Source organism: Methyloversatilis sp. S146-33, from assembly GCF_059552495.1.
In genome coordinates, this window is record NZ_JCANOT010000011.1 from 28,010 (window position 1) to 51,716 (window position 23,707).

The 23,707-nt window shown below is 66.5% G+C and carries 22 protein-coding genes and 1 other RNA gene; 7 read left to right on the top strand and 16 right to left on the bottom strand.

Features of this window, described 5'->3' with window-relative positions; all coding sequences use genetic code 11:
- Nucleotides 1-26: 26 nt before the first annotated feature.
- On the bottom strand, nucleotides 27-2,042 hold the full coding sequence (locus tag AC51BJ_RS01300) for a ribonuclease catalytic domain-containing protein (RefSeq protein ID WP_496279086.1): 2,016 nt from the start codon (nucleotides 2,040-2,042) through the stop codon (nucleotides 27-29).
- 152 nt (nucleotides 2,043-2,194) lie between these two features.
- Between AC51BJ_RS01300 and mgtE the strand changes: the two genes are divergently transcribed.
- On the top strand, nucleotides 2,195-3,637 hold the full coding sequence (gene mgtE, locus AC51BJ_RS01305) for a magnesium transporter (RefSeq protein WP_024300664.1): 1,443 nt from the start codon (nucleotides 2,195-2,197) through the stop codon (nucleotides 3,635-3,637).
- A 10-nt stretch (nucleotides 3,638-3,647) separates the two neighbouring features.
- Nucleotides 3,648-4,163 (top strand): hypothetical protein, encoded by a 516-nt coding sequence (locus AC51BJ_RS01310; protein WP_496279087.1) that lies wholly within the window; start codon nucleotides 3,648-3,650, stop codon nucleotides 4,161-4,163.
- Nucleotides 4,164-4,172: 9 nt separating this feature from the next.
- On the opposite strand, the gene AC51BJ_RS01315 is transcribed toward AC51BJ_RS01310, so the two are convergent.
- The 9 genes from AC51BJ_RS01315 to AC51BJ_RS01355 all read right to left on the bottom strand — a co-directional run bounded on the left by AC51BJ_RS01315 (nucleotide 4,173) and on the right by AC51BJ_RS01355 (nucleotide 11,992).
- Nucleotides 4,173-5,003: a sulfite exporter TauE/SafE family protein gene (locus AC51BJ_RS01315; RefSeq protein WP_496279088.1), complete on the bottom strand. Its 831-nt coding sequence runs from the start codon at nucleotides 5,001-5,003 to the stop codon at nucleotides 4,173-4,175.
- Nucleotides 5,004-5,122: 119 nt separating this feature from the next.
- On the bottom strand, nucleotides 5,123-6,127 hold the full coding sequence (locus tag AC51BJ_RS01320; RefSeq protein WP_304028344.1) for a 2-dehydropantoate 2-reductase: 1,005 nt from the start codon (nucleotides 6,125-6,127) through the stop codon (nucleotides 5,123-5,125).
- Nucleotides 6,128-6,224: 97 nt separating this feature from the next.
- The gene (locus tag AC51BJ_RS01325; RefSeq protein WP_020163217.1) at nucleotides 6,225-7,721 is read right to left on the bottom strand and encodes a tripartite tricarboxylate transporter permease; all 1,497 of its coding nucleotides are present in this window, start codon (nucleotides 7,719-7,721) and stop codon (nucleotides 6,225-6,227) included.
- Between the two features lie 26 nt (nucleotides 7,722-7,747).
- Nucleotides 7,748-8,260 (bottom strand): tripartite tricarboxylate transporter TctB family protein, encoded by a 513-nt coding sequence (locus AC51BJ_RS01330; RefSeq protein ID WP_019915529.1) that lies wholly within the window; start codon nucleotides 8,258-8,260, stop codon nucleotides 7,748-7,750.
- A 102-nt stretch (nucleotides 8,261-8,362) separates the two neighbouring features.
- Nucleotides 8,363-9,367: a Bug family tripartite tricarboxylate transporter substrate binding protein gene (locus AC51BJ_RS01335; protein WP_430432656.1), complete on the bottom strand. Its 1,005-nt coding sequence runs from the start codon at nucleotides 9,365-9,367 to the stop codon at nucleotides 8,363-8,365.
- Between the two features lie 49 nt (nucleotides 9,368-9,416).
- Complete coding sequence (locus AC51BJ_RS01340) at nucleotides 9,417-10,943, bottom strand: acyl--CoA ligase (RefSeq protein ID WP_419543336.1); 1,527 nt, start codon at nucleotides 10,941-10,943, stop codon at nucleotides 9,417-9,419.
- 334 nt (nucleotides 10,944-11,277) lie between these two features.
- A non-coding RNA gene (ssrS, locus tag AC51BJ_RS01345) (6S RNA) lies at nucleotides 11,278-11,460 on the bottom strand.
- A gap of 35 nt (nucleotides 11,461-11,495) precedes the next feature.
- Nucleotides 11,496-11,801: a cell division protein ZapA gene (locus AC51BJ_RS01350; protein ID WP_019915533.1), complete on the bottom strand. Its 306-nt coding sequence runs from the start codon at nucleotides 11,799-11,801 to the stop codon at nucleotides 11,496-11,498.
- The gene (locus AC51BJ_RS01355) at nucleotides 11,798-11,992 is read right to left on the bottom strand and encodes a hypothetical protein (RefSeq protein ID WP_008061278.1); all 195 of its coding nucleotides are present in this window, start codon (nucleotides 11,990-11,992) and stop codon (nucleotides 11,798-11,800) included. Before AC51BJ_RS01355 ends, AC51BJ_RS01350 begins: the two co-directional genes overlap by 4 nt.
- A gap of 103 nt (nucleotides 11,993-12,095) precedes the next feature.
- Here AC51BJ_RS01355 and cobU point away from each other — a divergent pair, with 103 nt between their 5' ends.
- Both cobU and AC51BJ_RS01365 read left to right on the top strand, forming a co-directional pair.
- Nucleotides 12,096-12,632, top strand: a complete 537-nt coding sequence (gene cobU / locus AC51BJ_RS01360; RefSeq protein ID WP_496279089.1) for a bifunctional adenosylcobinamide kinase/adenosylcobinamide-phosphate guanylyltransferase — start codon at nucleotides 12,096-12,098, stop codon at nucleotides 12,630-12,632.
- Complete coding sequence (locus AC51BJ_RS01365) at nucleotides 12,629-13,195, top strand: histidine phosphatase family protein (RefSeq protein WP_496279090.1); 567 nt, start codon at nucleotides 12,629-12,631, stop codon at nucleotides 13,193-13,195. Before cobU ends, AC51BJ_RS01365 begins: the two co-directional genes overlap by 4 nt.
- Nucleotides 13,196-13,243: 48 nt before the next feature.
- Here AC51BJ_RS01365 and AC51BJ_RS01370 read toward each other — a convergent pair whose 3' ends face one another.
- Nucleotides 13,244-13,504: a hypothetical protein gene (locus AC51BJ_RS01370; protein ID WP_304006289.1), complete on the bottom strand. Its 261-nt coding sequence runs from the start codon at nucleotides 13,502-13,504 to the stop codon at nucleotides 13,244-13,246.
- A 212-nt stretch (nucleotides 13,505-13,716) separates the two neighbouring features.
- Between AC51BJ_RS01370 and AC51BJ_RS01375 the strand changes: the two genes are divergently transcribed.
- Together AC51BJ_RS01375 and msbA are read left to right on the top strand one after the other, a co-directional pair.
- Nucleotides 13,717-14,298, top strand: coding sequence for a histidine phosphatase family protein (locus tag AC51BJ_RS01375; RefSeq protein WP_430432653.1), 582 nt, complete (start codon nucleotides 13,717-13,719; stop codon nucleotides 14,296-14,298).
- Nucleotides 14,299-14,415: 117 nt separating this feature from the next.
- Nucleotides 14,416-16,131, top strand: a complete 1,716-nt coding sequence (gene msbA / locus AC51BJ_RS01380; protein ID WP_425763669.1) for a lipid A export permease/ATP-binding protein MsbA — start codon at nucleotides 14,416-14,418, stop codon at nucleotides 16,129-16,131.
- Nucleotides 16,132-16,138: 7 nt separating this feature from the next.
- Here msbA and AC51BJ_RS01385 read toward each other — a convergent pair whose 3' ends face one another.
- Entirely contained in the window at nucleotides 16,139-17,218 is a 1,080-nt protein-coding gene (locus AC51BJ_RS01385; protein WP_496279091.1) for a lipocalin-like domain-containing protein, read from the bottom strand.
- Between the two features lie 36 nt (nucleotides 17,219-17,254).
- Nucleotides 17,255-18,448 carry a glycosyltransferase gene (locus AC51BJ_RS01390; RefSeq protein WP_496279092.1) on the bottom strand — a complete coding sequence of 398 codons (1,194 nt, stop codon included), beginning with the start codon at nucleotides 18,446-18,448 and terminating at the stop codon, nucleotides 17,255-17,257.
- Nucleotides 18,449-18,593: 145 nt separating this feature from the next.
- On the opposite strand from AC51BJ_RS01390, the gene AC51BJ_RS01395 reads away from it, so the two are divergent.
- Entirely contained in the window at nucleotides 18,594-19,550 is a 957-nt protein-coding gene (locus AC51BJ_RS01395) for a PEP-CTERM sorting domain-containing protein (RefSeq protein ID WP_430432650.1), read from the top strand.
- Nucleotides 19,551-19,623: 73 nt separating this feature from the next.
- Here AC51BJ_RS01395 and AC51BJ_RS01400 read toward each other — a convergent pair whose 3' ends face one another.
- From AC51BJ_RS01400 to AC51BJ_RS01410, 3 genes are all read right to left on the bottom strand, one after another.
- Complete coding sequence (locus AC51BJ_RS01400; RefSeq protein WP_496279093.1) at nucleotides 19,624-20,400, bottom strand: ferredoxin--NADP reductase; 777 nt, start codon at nucleotides 20,398-20,400, stop codon at nucleotides 19,624-19,626.
- A 94-nt stretch (nucleotides 20,401-20,494) separates the two neighbouring features.
- On the bottom strand, nucleotides 20,495-22,792 hold the full coding sequence (locus AC51BJ_RS01405; RefSeq protein ID WP_496279094.1) for an ATP-binding protein: 2,298 nt from the start codon (nucleotides 22,790-22,792) through the stop codon (nucleotides 20,495-20,497).
- Nucleotides 22,789-23,637 (bottom strand): PhnD/SsuA/transferrin family substrate-binding protein, encoded by an 849-nt coding sequence (locus AC51BJ_RS01410; RefSeq protein ID WP_430432647.1) that lies wholly within the window; start codon nucleotides 23,635-23,637, stop codon nucleotides 22,789-22,791. Before AC51BJ_RS01410 ends, AC51BJ_RS01405 begins: the two co-directional genes overlap by 4 nt.
- Between the last annotated feature and the right edge of the window lie 70 nt (nucleotides 23,638-23,707).

The window sequence follows — 23,707 nt, forward strand, 5'->3', positions numbered from 1 at the left end:
GGCTTTTTCGTTTTCTGCGACCCCATTCAGTCCGCCTCCCCGCTCTCCGGCGGAGTCACCGGCAGTTCGGGCACCGGCGCGTCGGCGGGCGGTGTTTCCGGCGGCAGCTCGGCTTCGGCGATTTCCTCCGCCAGTTCTTCCTCCGACACCGCGGCGGCGCCGGTCAGCGCTGCCAGATCGCCGACCCAGCGAGCGCGCGCGTCGTTGTCGAGCAGGTGGATGTGCTCCACCTCGACCTCGACCCGCGAACGCGGATCGCGTGCCGGCAGGCTGGGGCAGCGCAGTACCAGCGGAATCTGCTCGAGCCGCACCAGCGATTCGCGCAGCACGATGGCCGACAGCGGCGAGGTGTCGCCAGCCGCTGCGCGCTGGCGCAGCCAGCGCAGGCACCAGTAGCGCTCCATCGCGCGCTGGAAGTCGGCGTAGGCGGCATACACCAGTTCGAAGTCGCGCAGCGCCGACAGCAGCGCCTCCGATTTCGGCGGGAACACCGGCGGCTCGCCGCGCAGCAGCGTGATCATCTGCCACTGGTTCACCAGATCGACATAGCGGCGCAGCGGCGAGGTCGACCAGGCGTAGCAATCGACGCCCAGACCTTCGTGCGGCGCGGCCACCGTGGTCATGCGCACCTTGCCGGCGCCCTGGGCGCGGTACAGCGCCGGAATGCCGGCGTCACGCAGATCGGCGCCCCAGGTGTTGTTGGCGACGATCATCAGTTCGGCCACCAGCTTGTCCAGCGGGCTGCCGCGCGCACGGCGCAGGATGTCGACGCGGCCTTCGCCGTCTTCGGTCGTCTGTTCCCAATCGACGTAGAAGTTGAAATCCATCTGGCCGCCATTGGCCGACGGCTTGCCGCGACCGGCTTCGAGCACTTCGGCCAGACGCCACAGCAGCAGCAGTTCGTCGCGCCACTCGAAGTCCGGCAGTTCACCGGCGGTCAGCGTGTCGTCGTTGAACAGCGGCTCGATCTCGTGATGACGCAGGTTGGCGACCACGGCAACGCGTTCGATGCGGGTCTGCTTCGCCGTCACCCGCAGGTCGGTCTCGACATCGAGGTAGAGCGACAGCGCCGGACAGTCGCGCCCGGCAGCCAGCGTATAGGCATCGACCGCCTCGTCCGGCAGCATGGTGATCTTGCGGCCGGGGAAATAGACGGTGGACAGACGGCTGCGCGCGATGTCGGCCAGCGCGCTGCCGGGCTGTATCGCCAGCGACGGCGCCGCAATATGTATACCAATGCGCCAGCCGCCGCCCGCTTTCGGACGCACCGAAAAGGCGTCGTCGATTTCGGTCGTGGTGGCGTCGTCGATCGAGAAGGCGCGCACGCCTGCGTCCGGCAGTTCACCGACCGGCGGCACCTCGTGCGTCGGGAAATCGGTGCCCTTCGGGAAGTACTCGAAGAGGAAGCGGCCGAGGTGATAGTCATGGCTGGACGCAAAAGCGCCGGCCTTCGCCATCAGCGCCACCACTGACAGGCCGGCAGCCGCGGCGGCGGCTTCGACCGCCTTGGTTTCGAGGCGATTGCGGTCGGGCTTGTACAGGATCTGCGTCGCGCAGGCGGCAATCTCGGGCGGCGTGCGCCCGGCCTGCAGTTCGGCGCTCCAGTGCTCGATCTGCTCCTGCTGCAGCCGCTTCTTTTCCAGCCCGGCGAGCGCGGCCTTCAGGATGTCCGGCGGCGCCTTGCGGAAGCGGCCGCGGCCCTTGCGATGAAAGTAGATCGGGGCGGCATGCAGGCACAGCAGGATGGCGGTCGACTGCACCGCGTCCGGCGCGGCGCCGTGGTATTCGCGGGCCAGTTCCTCGAAGGCGAACTCGTCGTCGCCACAGACTTCCCACAGAAACGGCGCGTCGAGATCGGCCGCCTGCGTCTCGGCTGCCGCCAGCAGCGCGGACGGCTCGGGGCTGGCGAAACGCAGCAGCACGTTGGCCGCCTTCACCTTGGAGCGCTTGCCGCTCGGCAGTTCGACCTGCAGCGAGGACACGCTGTCGGTCATCACGGAGCCGGCGCGGAAATGGCCGTCCTCTTCGAAAAGAACATTCATGAAACGGGTCGGCAGGGATACGGCCCGTGATTATCGTTGAAAGCGCGCAGCCGCTGTCGCATCGCGGCAAAAAGCCTCGGGCCGGTAACCGGGGGCGGCTACAATCGCCTGCCAGCCCGCCGCCCGGCAGGCCCGACCCGGATGTGCTGCACGTGGCCGACGCCGACGAAATCCTTCACCACGACGCGATGCAAGAGCGCCTGCAAGAGGTGAGGACGCTGCTCGACCGCCAGAAGCGGGTCGAAAGCCTGGTGCATCGGCAGGAGATGCCGCGTCACGAACTGGTCGAGACGCTGGTGGCCAAGCAGCATCACAACGAGCTGACCAAGAAGCTCGACGCGATGCACCCGGCCGACATCGCCTACATCCTGGAGGCGCTGCCGCCGGACGACCGCCTGCTGGTGTGGGACCTTGTGCGTGCCGAGCGCGATGGCGAAATCCTGCTCGAAGTGTCCGACGCGGTCCGCGAAACGCTGATCGACGCGATGGAGCCGAAGGAGCTGGTCGCCGCGGTCGAACAGCTCGACGCCGACGAACTGGCCGACCTCGCGCCCGACCTGCCGACCGAAGTCATGCAGGACGTGTTCAGCTCGCTCGACCACGAGGAGCGCGAACAGCTGCGAGCGGCGATGTCCTACCCGGAGGATTCGGTCGGCGCGCTGATGGATTTCGACATGGTCACGGTGCGCGAGGACGTGACACTGGAGGTGGTGCTGCGCTACCTGCGCCTGTTCGACGAACTGCCGGACCACACCGACCAGATCTTCGTCATCGACCGCGATGACAAGCTGCGTGGCTCGCTGTCGCTGAACACGCTGCTGGTGAACGACGTCGACGTCGACGTGGCCAGCGTGATGCACGACCATCCGCTGGTGCTGCGCGCCTCGGACAGCGCCGAATCAGCCGCCCAGGCCTTCGAGCGTTACGACCTGGTGTCGGCGCCGGTGGTCGATCACCACGACCAGCTGATCGGCCGGCTCACCGTGAACGAGGTGATGGACTTCATCCGCGAACAGTCGGAAGAGGAACTGCTGGCGCACGCCGGTCTGCGCGAGGAAGAGGACATCTTCGCCCCGATCATGGATTCGGTGAAGAACCGCTGGGCCTGGCTGGCGATCAATCTGGTCACCGCCTTCTTCGCCTCGCGCGTGATCGGTGCCTTCGAAGGCTCGATCGAGAAGCTGGTGGCGCTGGCTGCGCTGATGCCCATCGTCGCCGGCATCGGCGGCAACTCGGGCAATCAGACCATCACGATGATCGTGCGCGCGATCGCGCTCGGTCAGCTGCAGCCGGAGGCCGCGCGTCGCCTCTACCGCAAGGAAATGGGCGTGTCGCTGATCAATGGCATCGTCTGGGGCGGCCTGCTCGGCCTGCTCGCCTGGTGGCTGTACGATTCGTGGGCGCTGGGCATGGTGATGACCGGCGCGATGACGCTGAACCTTCTGCTCGCCGCCTTTGTCGGTGTATCGGTACCGATGCTGCTGGCGCGCTACGGGCGCGACCCGGCGGTGGGCTCGTCGGTCCTGATCACCGCGGTGACCGATTCCGGCGGCTTCTTCATCTTCCTCGGGCTGGCCACCCTGTTCCTGATCTGAAGGACTTGCCATGCAGCTGCGCCTGTTCGCCTTCGGCCTTGCAATGATGGTGGCCGGCACCTGCGCCGAAGCGGTGGACCGCATCGTCACCGTGCCCTGTGCCGAGGCCGGCACGCTGGAATTCGACGTGCCCGAGGACTGGGCGGTGGACATCAGCCGGCACGACGCGCGCATGCCGCCCACGGTGACCGTCGCCGCACCGGACGGTCAGGCGCAGTGGGTGGTGACCGCGGTGTGGAAGGCTGCCGACCGCAAACCACCGGCCACGCCGGACGAAATCCGCGCCCGCGTCCGCCGCACCGCCGAAACGGTGGGCGCCGCGGCGGCGCCGCTGCAGGCGACGGCGACCGGCTTCTATTTCGACGCCGGCGGCAGCATCACGCCGGAGCCCTATACCCGGCTGCGCCAGGGCATGCTGCGCGTCGGCGAACTGACGGTGAGCTTCACCGCGATGAGCGCAGAGGCTCGCGCAGGCGACCAGCAGACTGCGGTCGAACGGCTGTCGGCGGCACGCCACCGTCCGTGAAGTGGCGGCTCAGGCCGCCCACAGCTTCCACAGCATGCGCGCGCACAGCACGACCAGCAGCGTCGCGAACACACGCTTGAGCAAGGTGGCCGGCAGACGGTGAGCGGCGCGCGCACCCCAGGGCGTGGTGAACACGCTGGTGCACAGGATGGCCGCCAGCGCCGGCAGGTGCACATAGCCCAGCACCTGCGCCGGCATGCCCTGCACCCCCCAGCCATTGACGACGTAGCCGACCGTGCCGCCGAGCGCGATCGGCAGGCCCAGCGCGGCCGAGGTGCCGATGGCGTTGCGGATGTCGCGGTTGCACCAGGTCAGGAAGGGCACCGTCATCGCACCGCCACCGACCGCCACCAGCGCAGATATGGTGCCGATGCCGCCCCCTACGGCAATGAGGCCGGCCGGCCCCGGCAGCTGGCGCGACGGCTTGGGCTTCAGTCCGACCAGCATGTTGATCGCGATGTAGGCGATGAATACCGCAAAGAACACCGACAGCGTCTGCGTCGAGACGAGACGCGCGATGAAGGTGCCGAGCGCGGTACCGAGCAGCACGCCCACCGTCATCAGCCGGACCACCGGCCAGTCGACCGCGCCATGTGCGTGATGGGTGCGCAGGCTGACGAAGGCGGACACGACAATGGCAGCCATCGAGGTGCCCAGCGCCAGATGCAGGATGTGGTCCGCCGTCACCTGCTGCTGTTCGAAAAGCATCACCAGTATCGGCACCAGCAACGTGCCGCCGCCGATGCCCAGCATGCCGGCGAAGAAGCCGGCAACGGCACCGAGCGCGAGACAGGCGAGGACGAAGTCGAAGCTGGGGAAGAAGTCCGGTATCAGCATCATGGTGCAGCGCAAAAGGCGCTATCTGAACACAGCACGCGCCGTTGCCGCAAAAGTGGCGTGGCGCAAAAACAAAACGGGGCGCCCGAAGGCGCCCCGCTGTGTCTTACAGTCGGCAACGATCAGCCGGCGATGGCCAGCTTGCCCTTCTTGTCCGACAGCGTGCGCGCCAGCAGCGATACCAGCGCATAGACCGCGTCGATGTTCGGCGTCGGGATGCCGGTGATGCGGCCCAGTTCGCGCACCGAACCGACCAGCGCCTCGAACTCCAGCGGACGACCGGCTTCGACGTCCTGCAGCATCGAGGTCTTGTGGGCGCCGACCGCTTCGGCGCCGGCGATGCGCTTGTCGAGGCCGATCTTGAATTCCACGCCCAGCTTTTCGCCGACCGCCTGCGCCTCGCGCATCATGTTGGCGGCCAGTTCGCGTGTCAGCGGGAAGCGGCAGATGTCTTCCAGCGTGGCGTGGGTCAGCGCCGAAATCGGATTGAAGCTCAGATTGCCCCACAGCTTCACCCACATTTCCGAGCGGATGTCCTTCGACACCGGCGACTTGAAGCCGGCGGCGATCATGGCCTGCGACAGCGCCTCGATGCGCGGCGAACGCGAACCGTCGAGCTCGCCCAGCGTGAAACGGTTGCCCTCGATCAGCTTGATCACGCCCGGCTCGACCAGCTCCGAAGCCGGATAGACGACCGAGCCGATCACGCGCTCGACCTCGATATTGGCGGCAACGATGCCGTCCGGATCGACCGAGGTGACCGGCGTACCTTCGTAGTCGCCGCCCAGCTTGTGGAAATACCACCAGGGGATGCCGTTCTGCATGGTCACCACCAGGGTGTCCGGACCGAACAGCGCGCGCATGTCGGCCGCCACGTCCTTCACCTGATGCGCCTTCAGCGTCAGCAGGATGACGTCCTGCACGCCGGCATCACTCATCTTCTGCACGCCACGGATGTTCGGCGCGTCCTCGACGGTGCCGTCCTCCAGGATGAGCGACATGCCTTTCGCCTGGATGGCGGCTAGATTGGGGCCGCGCGCGATGCAGGTCACTTCATTGCCGGCGCGCGACAGCTTCACCGCCAGGTAACCACCGATGGCGCCTGCGCCAACGACTGCGATCTTCATCTTTTCATCTCCCTCAATGGCGCGGCGGGACGGCGCTTGCGCACCGGCCCGCCGTCATTCCGTGCCGCCGTCGTGTGGCGGACGGAATCAGTTCATGTCACGCACGGCCGCGCAGATAGTGCTTCAGCGCCGGCACGATGGGCCACAGCAGCATGGTGAAGGACAGCAGCATCAGACCGGCCACCAGCGGGTTGGCCCAGAAGATGTCGAGACTGCCCTGCGACAGCAGCATGGACTGGCGGAAGCTCGATTCGGCCATGTCGCCGAGCACCAGCGCAAGCACCAGCGGTGCGAGCGGGTAACGCAGCTTCTTGAACAGGTAACCGAACACGCCGAACACCAGCATCATCACCACGTCGAAGATGGAGCTGTGTACCGTGTAGGCACCGATCGCGCAGATCACGATGATGACCGGGCCGATCACCGAGAACGGGATGCGCAGGATGGCCGCCCACCAGGGCACCGTGGTCAGCACGACGATGAGGCCGACGATGTTGCCGAGGTACATCGACGCGATCAGGCCCCAGACGAAGTCCGGCTTCTCGGTGAACAGCAGCGGACCGGGCTGCAGACCCCAGATCAGCAGGCCGCCCAGCAGCACGGCGGCGGTCGGCGAACCGGGAATGCCCAGCGTCAGCATCGGCAGCAGCGCCGAGGTACCGGCGGCGTGCGCCGCGGTTTCCGGCGCCACCACGCCTTCGATATTGCCCTTGCCGAAGGAATCCTTGTCCTTGGCACCTCGACGGGCCAGGCCATAGGCCATGAAGGAGGCCGGCGTCGCGCCACCCGGGGTGACGCCCATCCAGCAGCCCACCAGCACCGAGCGGATCGAGGTCTTCCAGTAGCGCAGCAGTTCCTTCCAGGTCTGCAGCACGACGTTGAGCTGGATCTTCGCGCTCTTGCCCTTGAAGGCCAGGCCTTCTTCCATCGTCAGCAGGATTTCTCCGATGCCGAACAGACCGATCACCGCGATCAGGAAGTCGAAGCCCTTCAGCAGTTCGGTGGTGCCGAAGGTCATGCGCAGCGTGCCGGTCACCGTGTCCATGCCGACCGCCGCCAGCGCGAAGCCGAGCGCCATCACGGCCAGCGTCTTGGCCGGCGGCTCCTTGCTCATGCCGACGAAGGAGCAGAAGGTGAGCATCTGCACCGCGAACATTTCCGCCGCCCCGAACTTCAGCGCGAACTTCGCCACCAGCGGGGCGAGGAAGGTGATCAGCAGCACGGCGAAGAAGGCGCCGACGAAGGACGAGGTGAACGCCGCCGTCAGTGCGGCACCGGCCCGGCCCTGCTGCGCCAGCGGAAAGCCGTCGAAGGTGGTGGCCACCGACCACGGTTCGCCCGGAATGTTGAACAGGATCGACGTGATCGCCCCGCCGAACAGCGCGCCCCAGTAGATGCAGGACAGCATGATGATGGCCGAGGTCTGGTCCATCGAAAAGGTCAGCGGCAGCAGGATGGCGATGCCGTTGGCACCGCCTAGGCCCGGCAGCACGCCGATCAGGATGCCCAGCGTGATGCCGAGCACCATGAAGCCCAGATTGGGCAGGGTCAGCGCGACGCTGAACCCGTGCATGAGGTTGTTGAGTTCTTCCATCTCGGTCTCGGGAATTTCGCGTTATGTCAGAAACCGAGCATCAGCTCGATCGGACCTTTGGGCAGCGGCACGAGGAACCAGCGCTCGAACAGCATGAAGGCTGCGAGCGGCACGCCGACTGCGGTCAGGGTGGTGGCAATGAGGCCGAACTTGCCGTGCACCTTCATGAAGAAGGCGATCAGCACCAGCGACGACACGTAGATGCCGAGATAGACGACAGCCACGATGTAGATGGTGAGCGGCACCAGCATCTGCATCACCGACTTCAGCTCGACCCAGGACGCGAACTGCGGCTGTGCCTTCTTGAAGCGTGTCAGTGCGCCGAACAGGATCCAGCCGCTGGATATGAGCAGGATGCAGCCGATGTAGAAGGGGAAGTAGCCGGCGCGCGGGCCCTCACCCTCTTCCCAGCCGATGCCGACTCGGATGCTGTCGTTCACCACGATGATGCCGATGGCGAACAGGAAGAGCGCGACCAGGATTTCCGGCCAGCGGTTGGACATGCCGGCTTCAGCGGCGTCCTCGGATCGCTCCATCATGAATCTCCAGAAACTAAAAACAGGAAGTGAACATCTTCGCGGCACATCGAAACGAATACGGGCGGGATGACCCGCCCGTATTCGCACACTGCTACAGGCTGATTACTTGGCCAGGAAGCCTGCGTCCTTCATCAGGCCGTAGTGCATCGCTTCCGACTTGCCGACCCAGTCGGCAAATTCCTTGCCGCTCATGAAGGTCTGCTTGAACGCGCCCTTCTTCATGAAGTCGGCCCACTCCGGCGTCTCGCGCACCTTCTTGAACAGATTGACGTAGAAGTCGACCTGTTCCTGCGTGACACCCGGCGCCAGGAACACGCCGCGCAGCATCAGGTACTCGATCGGTACGCCGGCGCTTTTGCAGGTCGGGATGTCGCCCCAGGCCTGGGTCGCGGTCACCTTCTCGTTGTACGGCAGCTTTTCACTGTCCATGATGCACAGCGGACGCAGCTTGCCGCCACGCCAGTGGGCTTCCGCCTCGATCGGGTTGTTCACCGTCGAATTGACGTGACCGCCGACCAGTTGCACCGCCACGTCGCCACCGCCCTTGAACGGCACGTAGGTCATCTTCTTGCCGGTCGCCTTGTCGATCATCGCGGTGATGATCTGGTCTTCCTGCTTCGACCCGGTACCGGCCATCTTGAAGGTGTTGGCGGGCTTGGCCTTGATGTCGTCGATGTACTCCTTGGCCGTCTTGTACGGCGCATCGGCGTTCACCCACAGCACGAACTGGTCGAGCGCCAGCATCGCGCCCGGGGTCAGGTCACGCCAGTTGAACGGGACACCGGTCGCCAGCGGCGTGGTGAACAGGTTCGACAGGGTGATGATGATCTTGTGCGGGTCGCCCTTGGCGCCCTTCACTTCGAGGAAACCTTCCGCGCCTGCGCCGCCCGACTTGTTCACGACAACCAGCGGTTGGGCCATCAGCTTGTTCTTGGCGACGATGCCCTGGATGAAGCGGGCCATCTGGTCGGCGCCGCCACCGGTACCGGCCGGCACGACGAACTCGACCGGCTTGGTCGGTTCCCATGCATGCGCGGCGCCGGTCAGACCGATGGTCGCGATGGCGGTCACGAGGGCGCGGCCGGCCCACTTTCCGAGTTTGGTCATGTGCAAGTCTCCTTTATTGTTGATGCGGTAGTGCGCGGAAGGGGATGGCTCAGCCACCCAGACCCAGCTTCTGGGCGAGACCGATGCGTTGCAGCTTGCCGGTCGCACCCTTGGGGATTTCATCCATGAACAGGATCTTGCGCGGAACCTTGAAGTCGGCCAGTCGCGTGGCGGCGAAGGCAGTGATTTCCTTGTCGGTGGCCTGCTGACCCTCACGCAGCACGACCACGGCACCCACTTCCTCGCCCAGCTTGGGGTGGGGGATGCCGAAGGTGACGACCTGCGCCACGGCGGGGTGATCCATCAGCACTTCGTCGACTTCGCGCGGCGAAATCTTCTCGCCGCCGCGGTTGATGATTTCCTTCAGGCGGCCGGTCAGCGACAGATAGCCCTCGGCGTCCTTGCTGCCCTGATCGCCGGTGCGGAACCAGCCGTTGGTGAAGCCTTCCTTGTTGGCCTTTTCGTTGTTCTCGTAACCCGGCGTGACGTTGGCACCGCGGATGACGATTTCGCCGATTTCGCCGGCCGGCAGGATGTTGCCGTCGTCGTCCATGATCTCGACTTCCGGGCCGGCGGCCAGACCGACAGAACCCGGCTTGCGGGCGCGCGGCGGCAGCGGGTTGGACGCCATCTGGTGCGACGCTTCGGTCATGCCGTAGGCCTCGATCAGCGGAGCGCCGAAGGTCTCCTCCAGCTCGCGGATGACCTGCGGCGGGATCGACGACGACGACGAGCGCATGAAGCGCAGCGGGTTGCGTTCGATGATTTCCTTGTTGCGCGAAGCGCGCGACAGGATGGCCTGATGCATGGTCGGCACCGCCGTGTACCAGGTCGGGTGTGCTTCATCCATCAGCGAGAAGAACTTCAGGGCATCGAAGCCCGGCGTGCAGAACACCGACGAACCGGCCGACAGCGGCGCCATGATGCCGGCGATCAGGCCGTGAATATGGAACAGCGGCATGATGTTCAGGCCACGGTCCTTCTCGGTGAAGGCCAGCGTGGCACGGATGTTCTGCGCCGAAGCGGATACGTTGCGCTGGGTCAGCGGAACGATCTTCGGACGCGAGGTCGTACCCGAGGTATGGAGCACCAGTGCGACGTCGTCCGCCTGCGCGGCGCCGCCGTTGGCGGCCGGGGCGACGGCCGCGGCTTCACGCGGCTCGAGCGAGAAATCGCCGGCGGCTTCGTTCGCCACCAGATCGATCACGCGCACGCCCAGCTTCTTCGCCACCTCGATCGCCGGCGACACGCTGCCGCGCTCGACGACCAGAGCCTTCGCATTCAGGTCGGACAGGTAGAACTCGAATTCCTCGGCGCGGTAGCCCGGATTCAGCGGCGCAGCGGTGGCACCGGAAGCAATGCTGATGAAGGCGCTGGCCATGTCCGGGCCGTTCGGCAGGACGATGGCGACGCGGTCGTTGCGACCCACACCCAGTTCATTCAGACGTGCGACGGTGCGCGTCATCAGTGCGCGCAGATTGCCGAAGCTCAGATCGGTGCGCGCGGGCGCGGACAGCGCCACTGCCGAATCGGCACCGGTGGAAAACAGCTCGGCAAGCGTGGAAATACCGGACATACGAACTCCGAAAAACTCAGGAAACAAAGGAATGGATGGGTGCATCCGCTTCCGCGACGGAGCCACGTGCGTCGTATGGACACACGGGACGAACGGCAGCTGAGTCTTTCCCAGATCGAACGGGTGTTCAAGACGCGCTGCCGCAAAACAGCCGCGCACAGCAAAGCTGACGCAGCAGATCTCTACGACGGAGCAATGTGTAACAGATGCGTTACACAGCAAAGACCGCGGCTTGTATGGCCGCGGCCGGAGGAGGGAGGCCACTTCTGGTGACCGGCCCGTACCCGGGGTAGTGGGCGTCGGGCTTGCAACACTCTACGGTACCGCTTTGTAGGGGACCCCCGCGCATGTCGCTAGGCCGGCATCCTGAACCGAGGGTTCAGAGCGGCCGCGTCCCTGCCGCATCAGGCGCATCCCCGGGAGGTGCGCACAACAGCGGCGTCCATGGTTCGCGACCTTATGCCAATGAGACATTGGTTCAAGGAATCTATGACCTTGGCGAACACCGCAGGGGATTGATACGCAAGGTCTTTCACCTTGCTGCAACCGCCTCTAGAAGAGCTTTTCCTGTGCGGAAAGCGCTTCGTCGATACGCGACTGCATGGCGTTGATTCTACGCCGCAGCGGTACCAAATCAACACCGCCCGTCGCCTGCATCTGAAAAATTTCGTGTGCCAGGTTGAGCGCACACATGACGGCGAGGCGCTCGCCGGAGGCACGCGTGGCCTCGGCAAGATCGCGCATGCGCCGTTCGACCAGTTCGACCGATGCGTTCAGCGCATCGCGTTCGCCCTCGCGGCACTGCACCCGATACTCGCGGCCGAGTATGGTGATTTCGACGAGATTCGATTCGCTCATTCCTGAGGCAGCCTTTCGAGCAGACCGCTCACCTTTTCACGCGCTGCGGCGACCTTGTCGCCGAGCACCTTGTTCTCGCCTTCGAGCGCCGCGACGCGGTTGCGCAGGACGATGTTTTCGTCATGCAGCGCGCGGAAGCGACCGAGCAGGATGTCGAGCCGGTCGCCAAGCTGGTTGATGTCATGATCCATCGGCGAACTATAGGTGGGGGCCGCCGGGCCGGTCAAGACAGCGCAGCGCCCGCCACGCGGCCGACCTACAATCTTCGGCCAGCAAGTAATGGAGCGATACGCAGTGCACGAACTGATTCTGGGCGGCGCCCGCAGCGGCAAGAGTGCCTATGCCGAAGCGCAGGCCGCCGAAAGCGGTCTGGCCGTCACCGTGGTGGTCACGGCGCAGGCGCACGACGGTGAGATGGCGACGCGCATCGAGCGCCATCGCGCCAACCGGCCGGCGCACTGGCCGGTGGTCGAAGCGCCGCTGCACCTGGCGGCAGCGCTGCGCGAAGCCGCCGCGGCAGACCGGTTCATCGTCGTCGACTGCCTGACGCTTTGGTTGTCCAACCTGCTGATGGATATGGACGACGCGCCGGGCGCAGCGCTGCCCGGATTGTTCGTGCGCGAGCGCGCGGCGCTGGTCGACGCGCTGCCGACGCTGCCCGGCCGGATCGCGCTGGTATCGAACGAGGTCGGCAGCGGCGTCGTGCCGATGGGGCGGCTGTCGCGCGTGTTCGTCGATGAAGCCGGCCGGCTGCATCAGGCGCTGGCCCGTGTCTGTCCGCGGGTGACGCTGGTCACCGCCGGGCTTCCGCTGGCGCTGAAGCGGCCGTGAGCGCGCGCCGACTCTGGCTGGTGCGGCATCCGCCGGTCGCAGTGGAACGTGGCATCTGTTACGGGCGGTCCGACGTGGCGCTGGCAGCGCCGGTTGCCGCTGCCGCGGCGACGCTGCGTGGCGAGTTGCCGGTCGGTGTGACGATCCTGAGCAGTCCTCTGCGCCGCTGCGCCGAGCTGGCGCGGGCGCTGTCGGACACGGTGACCTTCGACCACCGCCTGCAGGAGATGGATTTCGGCGAATGGGAAATGAGGCGCTACGACACGCTGCCGCGCGCCGACATCGACCTCTGGTCGGCCGACGTGTGGGGCTTCCGCATCCCGGGCGGCGAATCGGCGGCAGACATGGCGGCGCGCGCGTGGGCCGCCTGGGAGGAATGGGGTGCGACGGAGAGCGGCGACCTCGTCGTGGTCGCGCACGGCGGTCCGCTCCGGGTGATGGCCGGTCGGCTGCTCGGCCTGCCGCAGAACGACTGGCTGGACATCGCCTGTCCGCAGGGTGCGTGCATCAGGCTGGAATCGGGCGCGGACGGCAGCTGGCGTCGCGGCGAGACCGCAAAATGAAAAAGCCACCCTTGCGGGTGGCTTTTCCGGTACGGCACTGAACGTCGATCAGCGGGTCGCTTCGGCCTTCTCGACGCGCTTTTCGGCGGACGATTCGGCGACGCGGGCGCTGTCCACCTTGCGGGTGAACACCCAGCGCGACGGCGTCTTCACGAACGCGTAGCCAGTGGGCGCGTCGATGAACACCTTGTAGTCTTCGGGGTGTCCGACGGCAGCGGACGACACCGAAGCTTCGGTGGCGGCCGATGCGCCAAGCGTGGCGATCGCAAGACTGGTCGCGAGAGCGATGCGGAATGCAGTGGTTTTCATGGTGATGCTCCTTGCAAGTTAAAAAGCTGTCGTTGAGTTCAATGTAGTGCACCGCAACAAACCTTTCAAGCCCGCATACGCGCTTGTTTGTGACGTAATACGTAATCATTTTTTGCGGCGCAGCACAGTGACGTGAGTGCACCACACTGTGTTCCAAACGGGGCACCGGTGCCGTATGGCCGAATCCGATGTCATTGCATGAATGCAACACGATGAACGAACTGTTCCGTCTGACTGATCCACTGGACCTGTATCTGGTCCGTCATCCGAAGCCGGCCGTCGATCCCGCCCTGTGCTACGGCGCCGCCGATCTGCCGGTGGCCGAGGACGTCGCCGCCTGCGCCGCACGGCTTGCGCCGCTGCTGCCAACCGACGCGCGCGTCGTCAGCAGCCCGCTTGTGCGCGCCCGTCTGCTGGCCGAAGCGGTATCGCCGACGGTGCATCTGGACGCGCGACTGCGCGAGCTTGATTTCGGTGACTGGGAACTGAAGCCCTTCGCCGACATTCCGGCGGAAGGCTTCGAGGTGTGGGGCAGCACGCTGATCGACTTCCGCGCCCCCGGCGGCGAGCTGTATGCGGACATGGCAGCGCGCGTCTGGGACGCTTTTGAGGCGCAGCGCGCGGGTGCCAGCGCGCTGGTCGTGGTCGCGCACAACGGGCCGATGCGGGCGCTGACCGGCACCCTGCTCGGCCTGCCGCCCAGCCGCTGGCTCAATCTGGAGTTCGAGTTCGGTCGCGTCACCCATCTGGCGATCGGCCCGCTCGGGCCCAAGCTGCGCAGCTTCAATCGCTGACGTCGGCGTGCAGAGCACGCCCGGATGAACAGAGCCTCGCCGGATCAAGGATAATCCGCGCTTCTCCGCCCGACGCCCGCCATGAATTCACCCCAGGTTTCCAGCCGCGCACTGTATATGCGTCTGCTCGGCTACGTGCGCCCCTACTGGATCGCCTTCGCCGTCTCCATCGTCTGCATGGCGCTGACCGCGGCGGCGGAACCGGTCTTTCCGGCGTTGATGAAGTCGCTGCTCGACGGCGGCTTCGGCGGGCAGGACCCGCAGGCGGTGTGGTTCTACCCGCTCGCCATCGTGCTGCTGTTCGCCGTGCGCGGCGTGTTCGGCTTCATCGCCGATTACGCCTTCGCCTGGGCCGCCAACAACGTGGTGCTCGATCTGCGCCGCGCCATGTTCGGCCGCCTGCTGGCACTGCCGACCGACTTCTTCGACAACAACTCGTCCGGCGCGCTTATTTCCAAGGTCGCCTACGACGTGCAGGGCGTGACGCAGGCGGCGACCAACGTGATCACCGTGTTCGTGCGCGATACGCTCACCGTGGCCGGCCTGCTCGCCTGGCTGCTGTGGTTGAACTGGAAGCTCACGCTGATCGTGCTCGGCATGCTGCCGCTGATCGCGCTCATCGTGCGACTCAGTTCGCGTCGCATCCGCGAATCGGCGCGCGGTGCGCAGACGGCGATGGGCAGCATCGCGCACACGCTGGAAGAGACCATCGAGGCGCACAAGGTGGTCAAGATCTTCGGCGGCCAGGACTACGAAATGGGCCGCTTCGACGCCGCCTGCCGCAAGCAGCGCCGACAGAACATGCGCAACATCGTCGCCGCCTCGCTGGTGTCGCCGATGACCCAGGTGCTCACCGCGGTGGCGCTGGGCATCGTCATCGCGGTCGCGCTGGCCGACTCGGCGGCCAATCGCACCACGGTCGGCGGCTTCATGGGTTTCGTCACCGCGATGCTGATGCTGCTGGCGCCGCTCAAGCGCCTGACCGACGTGAACGCGCCGCTGCAGCGCGGGCTGGCAGCGGCGGAAAGCGTGTTCCAGCTGATCGACCAGCAGGCCGAACGCGACAGCGGCACGGTGGAGCTTGAGCGTGCGCGCGGCCGCATCGACTTCGACCAGCTCGGCTTCGGCTACCCCGGCCGCGAACTGCGCGTGCTGCAGCACTTCGATCTGTCGATCGCGCCGGGCGAGACGGTGGCGCTGGTCGGCGCATCGGGCTCCGGCAAGACCACGCTGGCGCATCTGCTGGCCCGCTTCTACACGCCGACCTCGGGCCGCATCCTGCTCGACGGGCACGACATCCAGAACGTGAAGCTGGCCAGCCTGCGCGCCAATATGGCGCTGGTAAGCCAGGACGTGGTGCTGTTCAACGACACGGTGGCGGCCAACATCGCCTATGGCGCGCTGCGCGGCACCGACCGCGCCGACATCGAGGCGGCGGCGCGCGCCGCGTATGCGCTGGATTTCATCCAGGCGATGCCGGAAGGCTTCGACACGATGATCGGCGAGAACGGCGTCAAGCTGTCGGGCGGCCAGCGGCAACGGCTGGCGATCGCGCGCGCGCTGCTGAAGGACGCGCCGGTGCTCATACTGGATGAGGCCACCTCGGCGCTGGACACCGAATCCGAGCGCCAGGTGCAGGCCGCGCTCGAAGTGCTGATGAAGAACCGCACGACGCTGGTGATCGCGCACCGGCTGTCCACCATCGAGCGTGCCGACCGCATCGTCGTGATGGACCGCGGCCGCATCGCCGAGATCGGCAAGCATGCCGACCTGCTGGCGGCCGGCGGCATGTACGCCGGCCTCTACAACTCGCAGCTCGGTGGCGGCGAGTGACAGAGCTTCAGATCTTCAGCGCCGCCGCGTACCCGGTCAGCTCCAGATAGCCGCGACCGACCCGGCGCGCGCCTTCGAACACGGTCACCGCGCCTTCCCAGTAGATGGCGCCACTGCTGGCGCGGCTGTCCAGTTCCTGGTCGTCGAACAGCGGCTTCACCAGGAAGCGGCGCCCCCCCACGCTGACCTCGAGTTCGACCGGATAGGCGCCGCCGCTGCGCGGGCTGCGCCAGACGCGACGGACTGCGAAACCCACTTCATTCGGCGCATAGCGGCGATCGCCCGCCGCATCGCGCACGGTCGCTGCTGCCCACAGCGCGTGGCCGTCGGCGTCGCGCATGCGGAAGGCCATCAGCGCACCGCCGTCGTCCAGATTGATGCCCAGCCAGTCCCAGCCCTGCGCGCCCTCCGGCATCAGCGCGCTCGACCACTCGTGATCGAGCCAGGCGCGTCCGCGCACCGCACTGCCTGCCGCCGCGATGCGCAGGCGTCCGCTCACCTCCAGCTGCGGCCAGCTCAGATAGTGGCTGGCGTGCGCCGGATCAGGCCCCTTTCGGCTGAACCCCTGCTCGCCCTGCCACAGCACCGGCTGCGTCGGCGCGAAGGTCAGTGCGTAGTCGAAATCGTCCGCGGCGATGTGTGCGAGCAGGCGCTCGGGCGCCGGCTGACGCGCCAGATGCCAGCCATCGATGCGCACGTCGAGGTCGTCAGCCGACGCCTCGGCCAGACCGAAGCCGGCGCGCGCGATCCTCTGCGCGTGCAGCAGGCGGGCACGCGCAGGGTCGGACACCGCAGCGTGCGCGAACAGCAGCTGGCGCGGCGCGAAACGGCTCGGGTTGGCGTCGTGCGCCGGCTGGCGCACGCGGAAGAAGGTGAGCTGGAAGCCGACCGGTGCCGCAGCATCGCGCTCCAGCCAGCCGGTGATGTACCACCACTCGATGCGGTGGCCGGGGTGGGCACCGTGGTCACGCGGCAGGCCGCGCGGTGTAGCGGGCAGCACCGGATCGTAGGCGGCCTCGTCCGCGCGGGCCGGCAGCACGGCCAGCAGCGGCAGGTGCAACAGCAGTCGGCGCAGCGCGGAATTCATGTTGCGCAGAGCGCGCCCACGGCAGGAGGTTCCCGCTCAGCGCAGCAGCGCTTCAAGCTCGTCGGCGATGCAGGCACCGGTCTTCGTCGGGTCGGCGCCGGCGTGGCGCTGTGCCAGCGTGCGTGCCGCAGCGGCGAAGCGCGGTTCGTCGAGCAGGCGACGCAGCAGCGACGGGTAATCGGTGTTCCGGCTTCCCGGCGGCACGGCCAGACCGAAGCCGCCATCGACGATGCGACGCGCCACCATGTACTGCTCCATGTGGTTGGGCAGCACCAGTTGCGGGCACCCGGCAAGCGCCGCAGCGCTGACGGTGCCGATGCTGGCGTGCGAAACGACCAGATCGGCTGCGCGCACGGCCGGGTCCATCTGCACCGGCGCCGATTCGAAACGGATGGACGGCCCACCGAGCCGTCGCGCGGCGTCCGGCGACAGCCCTTTGGCATGCACCAGCGTGCGCATGCCGGACTGCCGCAGCGCCTCCATCAGCGCATTGAAATCGGCGTGTTCGGGCGACAGGTAGACGAATACGCGCGCGCCGTCGCCCGCCGGCCACTGCGGCGCCACGCCGCTGTCGCCGACATAGCTCGGGCCAACCATCCGCACGCGCTCGTCGTATTCGGGGTAGTGGGCCAGCTCCGGCAGGCTGGCGGCGATGCAGCGCACACCGCCGAACAGTTCGGTCAGGCGCGGCAGGGCGCTGTCGCCGAGCAGCGCCAGCGCCTGGTTCACCGGCGCCAGCAATAGCGCATCGCTGCGTGCGCACTGGGCAACGTCGCCCTTGTCCCAGTAGTTCATCGCCGGAAACACGTCGCGATGCGGCGGAATCTCAAAGCAGTTGCCGATCGCCGCGATCGGCGTGCCGCGGCCGCGCATCGCCAGCATCGCGGTCGGCGCATGGTCGCACACCAGCAGATCGGGGCGGTGCAGGTCGAACAGCCCGCGCCAGGCCGACAGCAGTCCAGCCAGCCCGCCCGGGTCCAGCCATCCGGCCGCCGCCAGCACCGCCGAAAAATTGACCAGCTTCGGCGGGTTCACCATACGCGGCAGCCACAGTGGCGACTGCAGCACCGGAAAACCGTCGGCGACGATGCGGCCGTGCGCGCGTGCGAGGTCCTTCAACGCAAAGGTGACCGCGTGCCCGCGTTCGCGCAGCGCGCGCGCGGTGATCAGCATGCGGTCGATGTGGCCCATATTGGCGCCCAGCTCCCACGCCATCAGCACGCGGCTCATCTCGCGCCCCCCTGTCGAAGGGCTTTACACCACGCCCTTTTGGAGCGCGAAGACGACGTGCAAGTCATTGATCCGTTTAACCTAAGAGAATGGGCATAAATCTTGTTACAGGTGGCGAGCGCCTCAATCGTACAGGATGAAAACAATGAACTTCTCGCTGCCCTCGCGCCCGACACTGATCGCGGTATCGCTGTTCGCCTGGTTCAGTCAGGTGCCGCTCGCCCACGCACTGCCGGTTCTCGGCGCCTCGTCCGCCGCCAGCAGCAACGGCAGCACTGCAACACCTTCCGATTGGGTGACGCCGGAGTATCGCAACAGCTCGAGCTACATCTGGTCGGGCGACAACAACTCCGCCTCCGGTTACGCCTTCTCGTCCGCCACCGGCGCCTATGCCGTGTCCTCCTCGGCCTACGGCTACAACGGCAGCGCCAGCGCGATGGCCAGCATCCTCGCCACCGTTACCAACGCCTCGAACGTGGCGCAGAACTTCAGCCTCACGTTCAAGATCTACGGCGGCTCGATCAGTGCAACGAACTACTACGCGCTCGATGCAGACGAATACCTCAGCGTCGATTACCTGGCGTCCATCAAGATCGATGGCAATCAGGTCTGGTACTCGTCGGCCAGCATCCAGAACAACGGCGGCGTCATCACGCACGACAAGTCGGGTACCGACCTGAACAGCAACGACGACGGCAGCGACGGCTATTACAGCTGGGGAAGCCGTTACGTCACCATTGACCTCGGCGTGCTCGACCCGAACGAGTCGCTCGACGTGCTGGCCGAGTTGTCGGACAGCGCCGCCAGCAACCTCGGGGTCTATGCCTACGATTGCGGCGGCGGTTACGAGGGCTACGGCGGCTACGGCGGGTATGGCGGCTACGGCCCGGTGCTGCAGAGCACTTCGGTGTGCACGCAGTCCAAGGGCAATGCGTCGGCCTTCTACGGAGATCCGTTCGAAGTCGAAGCGAATCCGGTCAACGCCGACCCGAACAGCCTGCGCGTCACCACGCGCGCCGTGCCTGAGCCCGGCAGCCTCGCCTTGCTGGCACTCGCCGCGGGCGCGGCTGGCGTCGCACGACGACGGAAGAAGCGCGACTGAGTCGCAAGTCGGCACCGACAAGAAAAAAGCACCGCATGCGGTGCTTTTTTCTTTCCACGGTCACATCGCTCGCTCAGCGCTCGACGAACGCCCGCTCGATCACGTAGTCACCCGGTTCGCCCACCCCCGGAGAGATGACGAAGCCGCGCGCGTCGAGCAGGTCGGCGGTGTCCTTGTTCATGCTCGGGCTGCCGCAGATCATCGCGCGATCGGTTTCCGGATTGAGCGGCGGCAGTCCGAGGTCGTCGGTCATCTTGTTGCTGACGATCAGATCGGTCAGGCGGCCGCGGTTGCGGTAGGGCTCGCGGGTGACGCTCGGGTAGTAGAGCAGCTTGTCGCGCACGAACTCGCCGAGAAACTCGTCATTCGGCAGTTCGTTCTCGATGTAGTCCTGGTAGGCCAGCTCATTCACGTGGCGTACGCCATGGAACAGGATCACCTTGTCGAAGCGCTCATAGGCCTCGGGATCGCGGATCAGGCTGAGGAAGGGCGCCAGACCGGTACCGGTGCCGAACAGGTACAGATGCTTGCCCGGCTTCAGGTCGTCCAGCACCAGCGTGCCGGTCGGCTTGCGACCGACCAGGATTTCATCGCCCGGCTGCAGGTGCTGCAGCTTGGACGTCAGCGGGCCGTCCGGCACCTTGATGCTGAAGAACTCCAGGTGTTCCTCGTAATTGGCACTGGCGATGCTGTAGGCGCGCAGCAGCGGCTTGCCGCCGGTCTCCAGACCGATCATGACGAAATGTCCGTTGCGGAAGCGCAAACCGGGGTCGCGCGTGGTCTTGAAGCTGAACAGCGAATCGTTCCAGTGATGGACGCTGAGGACTTTTTCGGGCGCGACGCTGGCCATGGCAGTAATCCGGTTGAAAGGCGATGGTGCATTTATAGCGCCGCAGCGCACCATAACTCAACAAACCAAATAACAATGTTTCGATAACCTATGGTTATCTCTCTTCCGGTGCGCGACGGTAGGACAGATGACGCGCCAGCGTCGCCACCAGTTCCCCGGCCTGGAAGGGCTTGCTGATGAAATCGTCCATGCCGGCGTCGCGGCAGCGGGTGCGGTCCTCGTCGAGCGCGTTGGCCGTGATCGCGACGATGGGCACCTGCTGCCAGTGCGGAGCGCCCAGCGCGCGAATGCGGCGCGTCGCCTCGAGCCCGTCCATCCCCGGCATCTGCATGTCCATCAGCACCAGATCGAAATGGCGTTCGCTGCAGGCCGCCACTGCCTGCCGGCCGTCGGCCGCCTGAGTGATGCGCACGCCGTGGCGCGACAGCAGGCAACCGAGCAGCACCTGATTGACCGGCGTGTCCTCGGCGATCAGCACGTCGGCATCAAGCAGCGCTGCCTCGTGCGTCGATGCCGCCTCGTCCGGCCGCACCGCGGCATCCTCCGTCGCTGCAGCGGGCAGCGGCAGTTCGACGCGGAAGGTGCTGCCGCGGCCCGGCGCGCTGTCCAGCGTGATCGTGCCGTGCATCAGCGCCACCAGTCGCGACACGATGGACAGGCCCAGCCCGGTGCCGCCGTAGTTGCGCGTGGTCGACGAGTCCGCCTGCGAAAAGGGCATGAACACCAACGCGTGCTTGTCGGACGCGATGCCGATGCCGGTGTCGGCGACCGACAGCGCGATCCGTCCCTCGTCCGCCCTCTCGACGCTCATGGTCACGCCGCCGCGGGTGGTGAACTTCAGCGCATTCGACACCAGATTGGACAGTATCTGCCGCAGGCGCAGCGGATCGCCGGTGACGATGGCGGGCAGTCCCGGCGCCACCTGCCAGCGCAGCGCAATGTCCTTCCCTGCTGCTTGCGACGAGAAGATGGCCAGGGTTTCGGCAACCAGCGTTTCGAGGCTGAAGTCGACCGCTTCCAGCTGCAGCTGGCCGGCATCGACCTTGGAGTAGTCGAGGATGTCGTTCAGGATGCCCATCAGGCTGTCGGCCGACGATTTCACCCAGCCGAGGTGCTCGCGCTGCTCGTCGCTGAGCGATTCGGACAGCACCATGTCGGTCATGCCGATGATGCCGTTCATCGGCGTGCGGATTTCGTGGCTCATCGTGGCGAGGAAGGCCGCCTTGGCGCGACTGGCCGCCTCGGCCTCGTCGCGCGCGCGGCGCAGTTCGTCGGCCGCCGCCCGCGCTGCCGACACGTCCTCGCTCAGCCACATGCAGCCGATCTCGCGACCGTCGCCATCGCGCACGGCAAAACTGCGCTGTGTCAGCGTGCGGCCGTCGGCCAGCAGAATCTCCCGCTCGCCGCGGTGAGGACAGAACACCGCCGTCGCCGCGCCGGACGACAGCCGCGCGGCACACATCGCTTCGACCGCCTGCAGCGCACAGCCGTCCGGCGGACGACCGGCGTCGAGCGCCCACACCTGCGCCAGCTTGTCGTTCGCGTACAGCACCCGGTTCTCGTGGTCGGCCAGCAGCACGCCGATGTCCATCGCGTCGAGCAGCGCTTCGAGGCGACCGTTCGCCTCGGACGCGATGCGCGCCAGACCGTGCTCCTTCTCGTGCAGCGCCTGCAGTTCGCCGATGCGCTCCCGTATCGCCGCCGACATCGCGTTGAATGCACGGCCGAGCTGGCCGACCTCGTCCTCGCCCTCGGCGACCGGCGCCGGCGTCAAGGTGCCGTGCGCGACCTCTTCCGCCGCATGCGTGAGCCGCAGCAACTGGCGTGTCAGCCACAGACCGAGCCCGGTCAGCAACGCGATCGACAGCAGCAGTTCGCCCGCGGCGATGCCGATGCCCTGCAGCAACAACTGGCTGTTGGCGCTGCGCAGCGCCGACATGTCGAGTCCGAAATGCAGCTGACCGAGCGGCTGCCCGGCCAGTGAGACCGGCGTGACCAGGTCATAGATTGGTGGATCGTCCTCCACCGACAGGTCGAAGCGCTCGTCAGTCTGCGGTAACGGCGCATCGCGCGACCCGCCGCTGTGCGCGACGATGTGGCCGCCGCTATCGCGCAGGATGAGATAGGCGATGCCCTGACTGGATCGACTCTCGTCCAGCACCGCCTGCATCGTCGCGTAGTCGCTCTGCGCCATCGGCGCCACCAGCGCCGCGTTCAGGATGGGCACGATCTGCTGCGCGTGACGCTCCGCCTGCTCGGTCATGTGGGTGCGCTGCAGGCGCACGCTGTTGCTCACCAGCAGCGTCAGCATGACCGCCTCGACGACGATGGCAGCGATCAGCAGGCGGCCACGCACCGAGCGCCGCAGCCGGAACTCGAACAGCCGGCTCACAGTGCGGACTTCTTCAACTGCTCGCGCACCTCGGCGGCATAGGGCACCATCGCATCGAGTTCGTCGGAGCGAAGCGGGCGGTAGCCGTCCAGCTTGTAACGGGCGAAGTAATCGACGCCGGCCGGCGTTTCGGCGAACGACCACAACGCCGCCTCGATCGCGGCCGCGCGTGCCGCCTCGACCTGATTGAGCAGATAGACGCGGCCGACCATGGCCGGACTGTCGGTCAGCAGCCGCAGTCGCGTACGCACCTCGGGCGCCAGACCCTGAAAGTTGGCAAGCGACATCGTGCCGGCGCTGACTTCGCCATTGAGCAGCAGTTGCGCCACGCTGTCGGCGGCGCTGACGTAGCGAACGGTGACGCCGGCCGCACCGTGCTCGCTCATCCAGCGCAGGCCCCACAGTGTCACCAGAGACGACGGACTGAGTCCGGCCACCGTGCTGCCGGCCAGTTCGCGTGCCGACTTCGCCCGGCTGCCCGCAGCGACGGCGACGACTGCGTGGAAGGGCGCGCGGTAGGTCAGCAGCGGCCGGTAACGCGCATCAGCGCGCAGCAGTTCGGCCTGATGTCCGGTCGTGATGACCAGCGCGTACTCCTGGTTCAGCGCCCGGCGCACGAACTCGGTGAAGTCCGGCGCAGTCACGATGGCAACGGGCATGCCGAGCGTCTTCTGCAGATGCTGACGCAGCGGTTGGTACATTTCGATGATGACGCGCGAACTGGTATGCGGCGCGACGCCGATGCGGAACAGCGGCGCGTCCTGCGCAAGCGCAAGCGCGGGAATGAAACAGGCAAGGGACAGCAGCAGGCGGGTGAAGGCGAGGAACATCCGGGCAGACGACACGGCAATGGGTACCTCGGCGTTAACGGAACGCGCCGTCGCCCCTTGAATGGCTGGTGCACCACAACATCAT

Bases quoted from the DNA above. Each gene is read 5' to 3' on its own strand.
- AC51BJ_RS01320 (WP_304028344.1), bottom strand. From the start codon at position 6,127: ATGAAGATCGCAGTCGTTGGCGCAGGCGCCATCGGTGGTTACCTGGCG.
- AC51BJ_RS01300 (WP_496279086.1), bottom strand. From the start codon at position 2,042: ATGAATGTTCTTTTCGAAGAGGACGGCCATTTCCGCGCCGGCTCCGTG.
- AC51BJ_RS01340 (WP_419543336.1), bottom strand. From the start codon at position 10,943: ATGTCCGGTATTTCCACGCTTGCCGAGCTGTTTTCCACCGGTGCCGAT.
- AC51BJ_RS01335 (WP_430432656.1), bottom strand. From the start codon at position 9,367: ATGACCAAACTCGGAAAGTGGGCCGGCCGCGCCCTCGTGACCGCCATC.
- AC51BJ_RS01325 (WP_020163217.1), bottom strand. From the start codon at position 7,721: ATGGAAGAACTCAACAACCTCATGCACGGGTTCAGCGTCGCGCTGACC.
- AC51BJ_RS01355 (WP_008061278.1), bottom strand. From the start codon at position 11,992: ATGGATCATGACATCAACCAGCTTGGCGACCGGCTCGACATCCTGCTC.
- AC51BJ_RS01390 (WP_496279092.1), bottom strand. From the start codon at position 18,448: ATGAGCCGCGTGCTGATGGCGTGGGAGCTGGGCGCCAATATGGGCCAC.
- AC51BJ_RS01370 (WP_304006289.1), bottom strand. From the start codon at position 13,504: ATGAAAACCACTGCATTCCGCATCGCTCTCGCGACCAGTCTTGCGATC.
- AC51BJ_RS01385 (WP_496279091.1), bottom strand. From the start codon at position 17,218: ATGAATTCCGCGCTGCGCCGACTGCTGTTGCACCTGCCGCTGCTGGCC.
- AC51BJ_RS01400 (WP_496279093.1), bottom strand. From the start codon at position 20,400: ATGGCCAGCGTCGCGCCCGAAAAAGTCCTCAGCGTCCATCACTGGAAC.
- AC51BJ_RS01395 (WP_430432650.1), top strand. From the start codon at position 18,594: ATGAACTTCTCGCTGCCCTCGCGCCCGACACTGATCGCGGTATCGCTG.
- msbA (WP_425763669.1), top strand. From the start codon at position 14,416: ATGCGTCTGCTCGGCTACGTGCGCCCCTACTGGATCGCCTTCGCCGTC.
- AC51BJ_RS01350 (WP_019915533.1), bottom strand. From the start codon at position 11,801: ATGAGCGAATCGAATCTCGTCGAAATCACCATACTCGGCCGCGAGTAT.
- AC51BJ_RS01310 (WP_496279087.1), top strand. From the start codon at position 3,648: ATGCAGCTGCGCCTGTTCGCCTTCGGCCTTGCAATGATGGTGGCCGGC.
- AC51BJ_RS01375 (WP_430432653.1), top strand. From the start codon at position 13,717: ATGAACGAACTGTTCCGTCTGACTGATCCACTGGACCTGTATCTGGTC.
- AC51BJ_RS01330 (WP_019915529.1), bottom strand. From the start codon at position 8,260: ATGATGGAGCGATCCGAGGACGCCGCTGAAGCCGGCATGTCCAACCGC.
- AC51BJ_RS01315 (WP_496279088.1), bottom strand. From the start codon at position 5,003: ATGATGCTGATACCGGACTTCTTCCCCAGCTTCGACTTCGTCCTCGCC.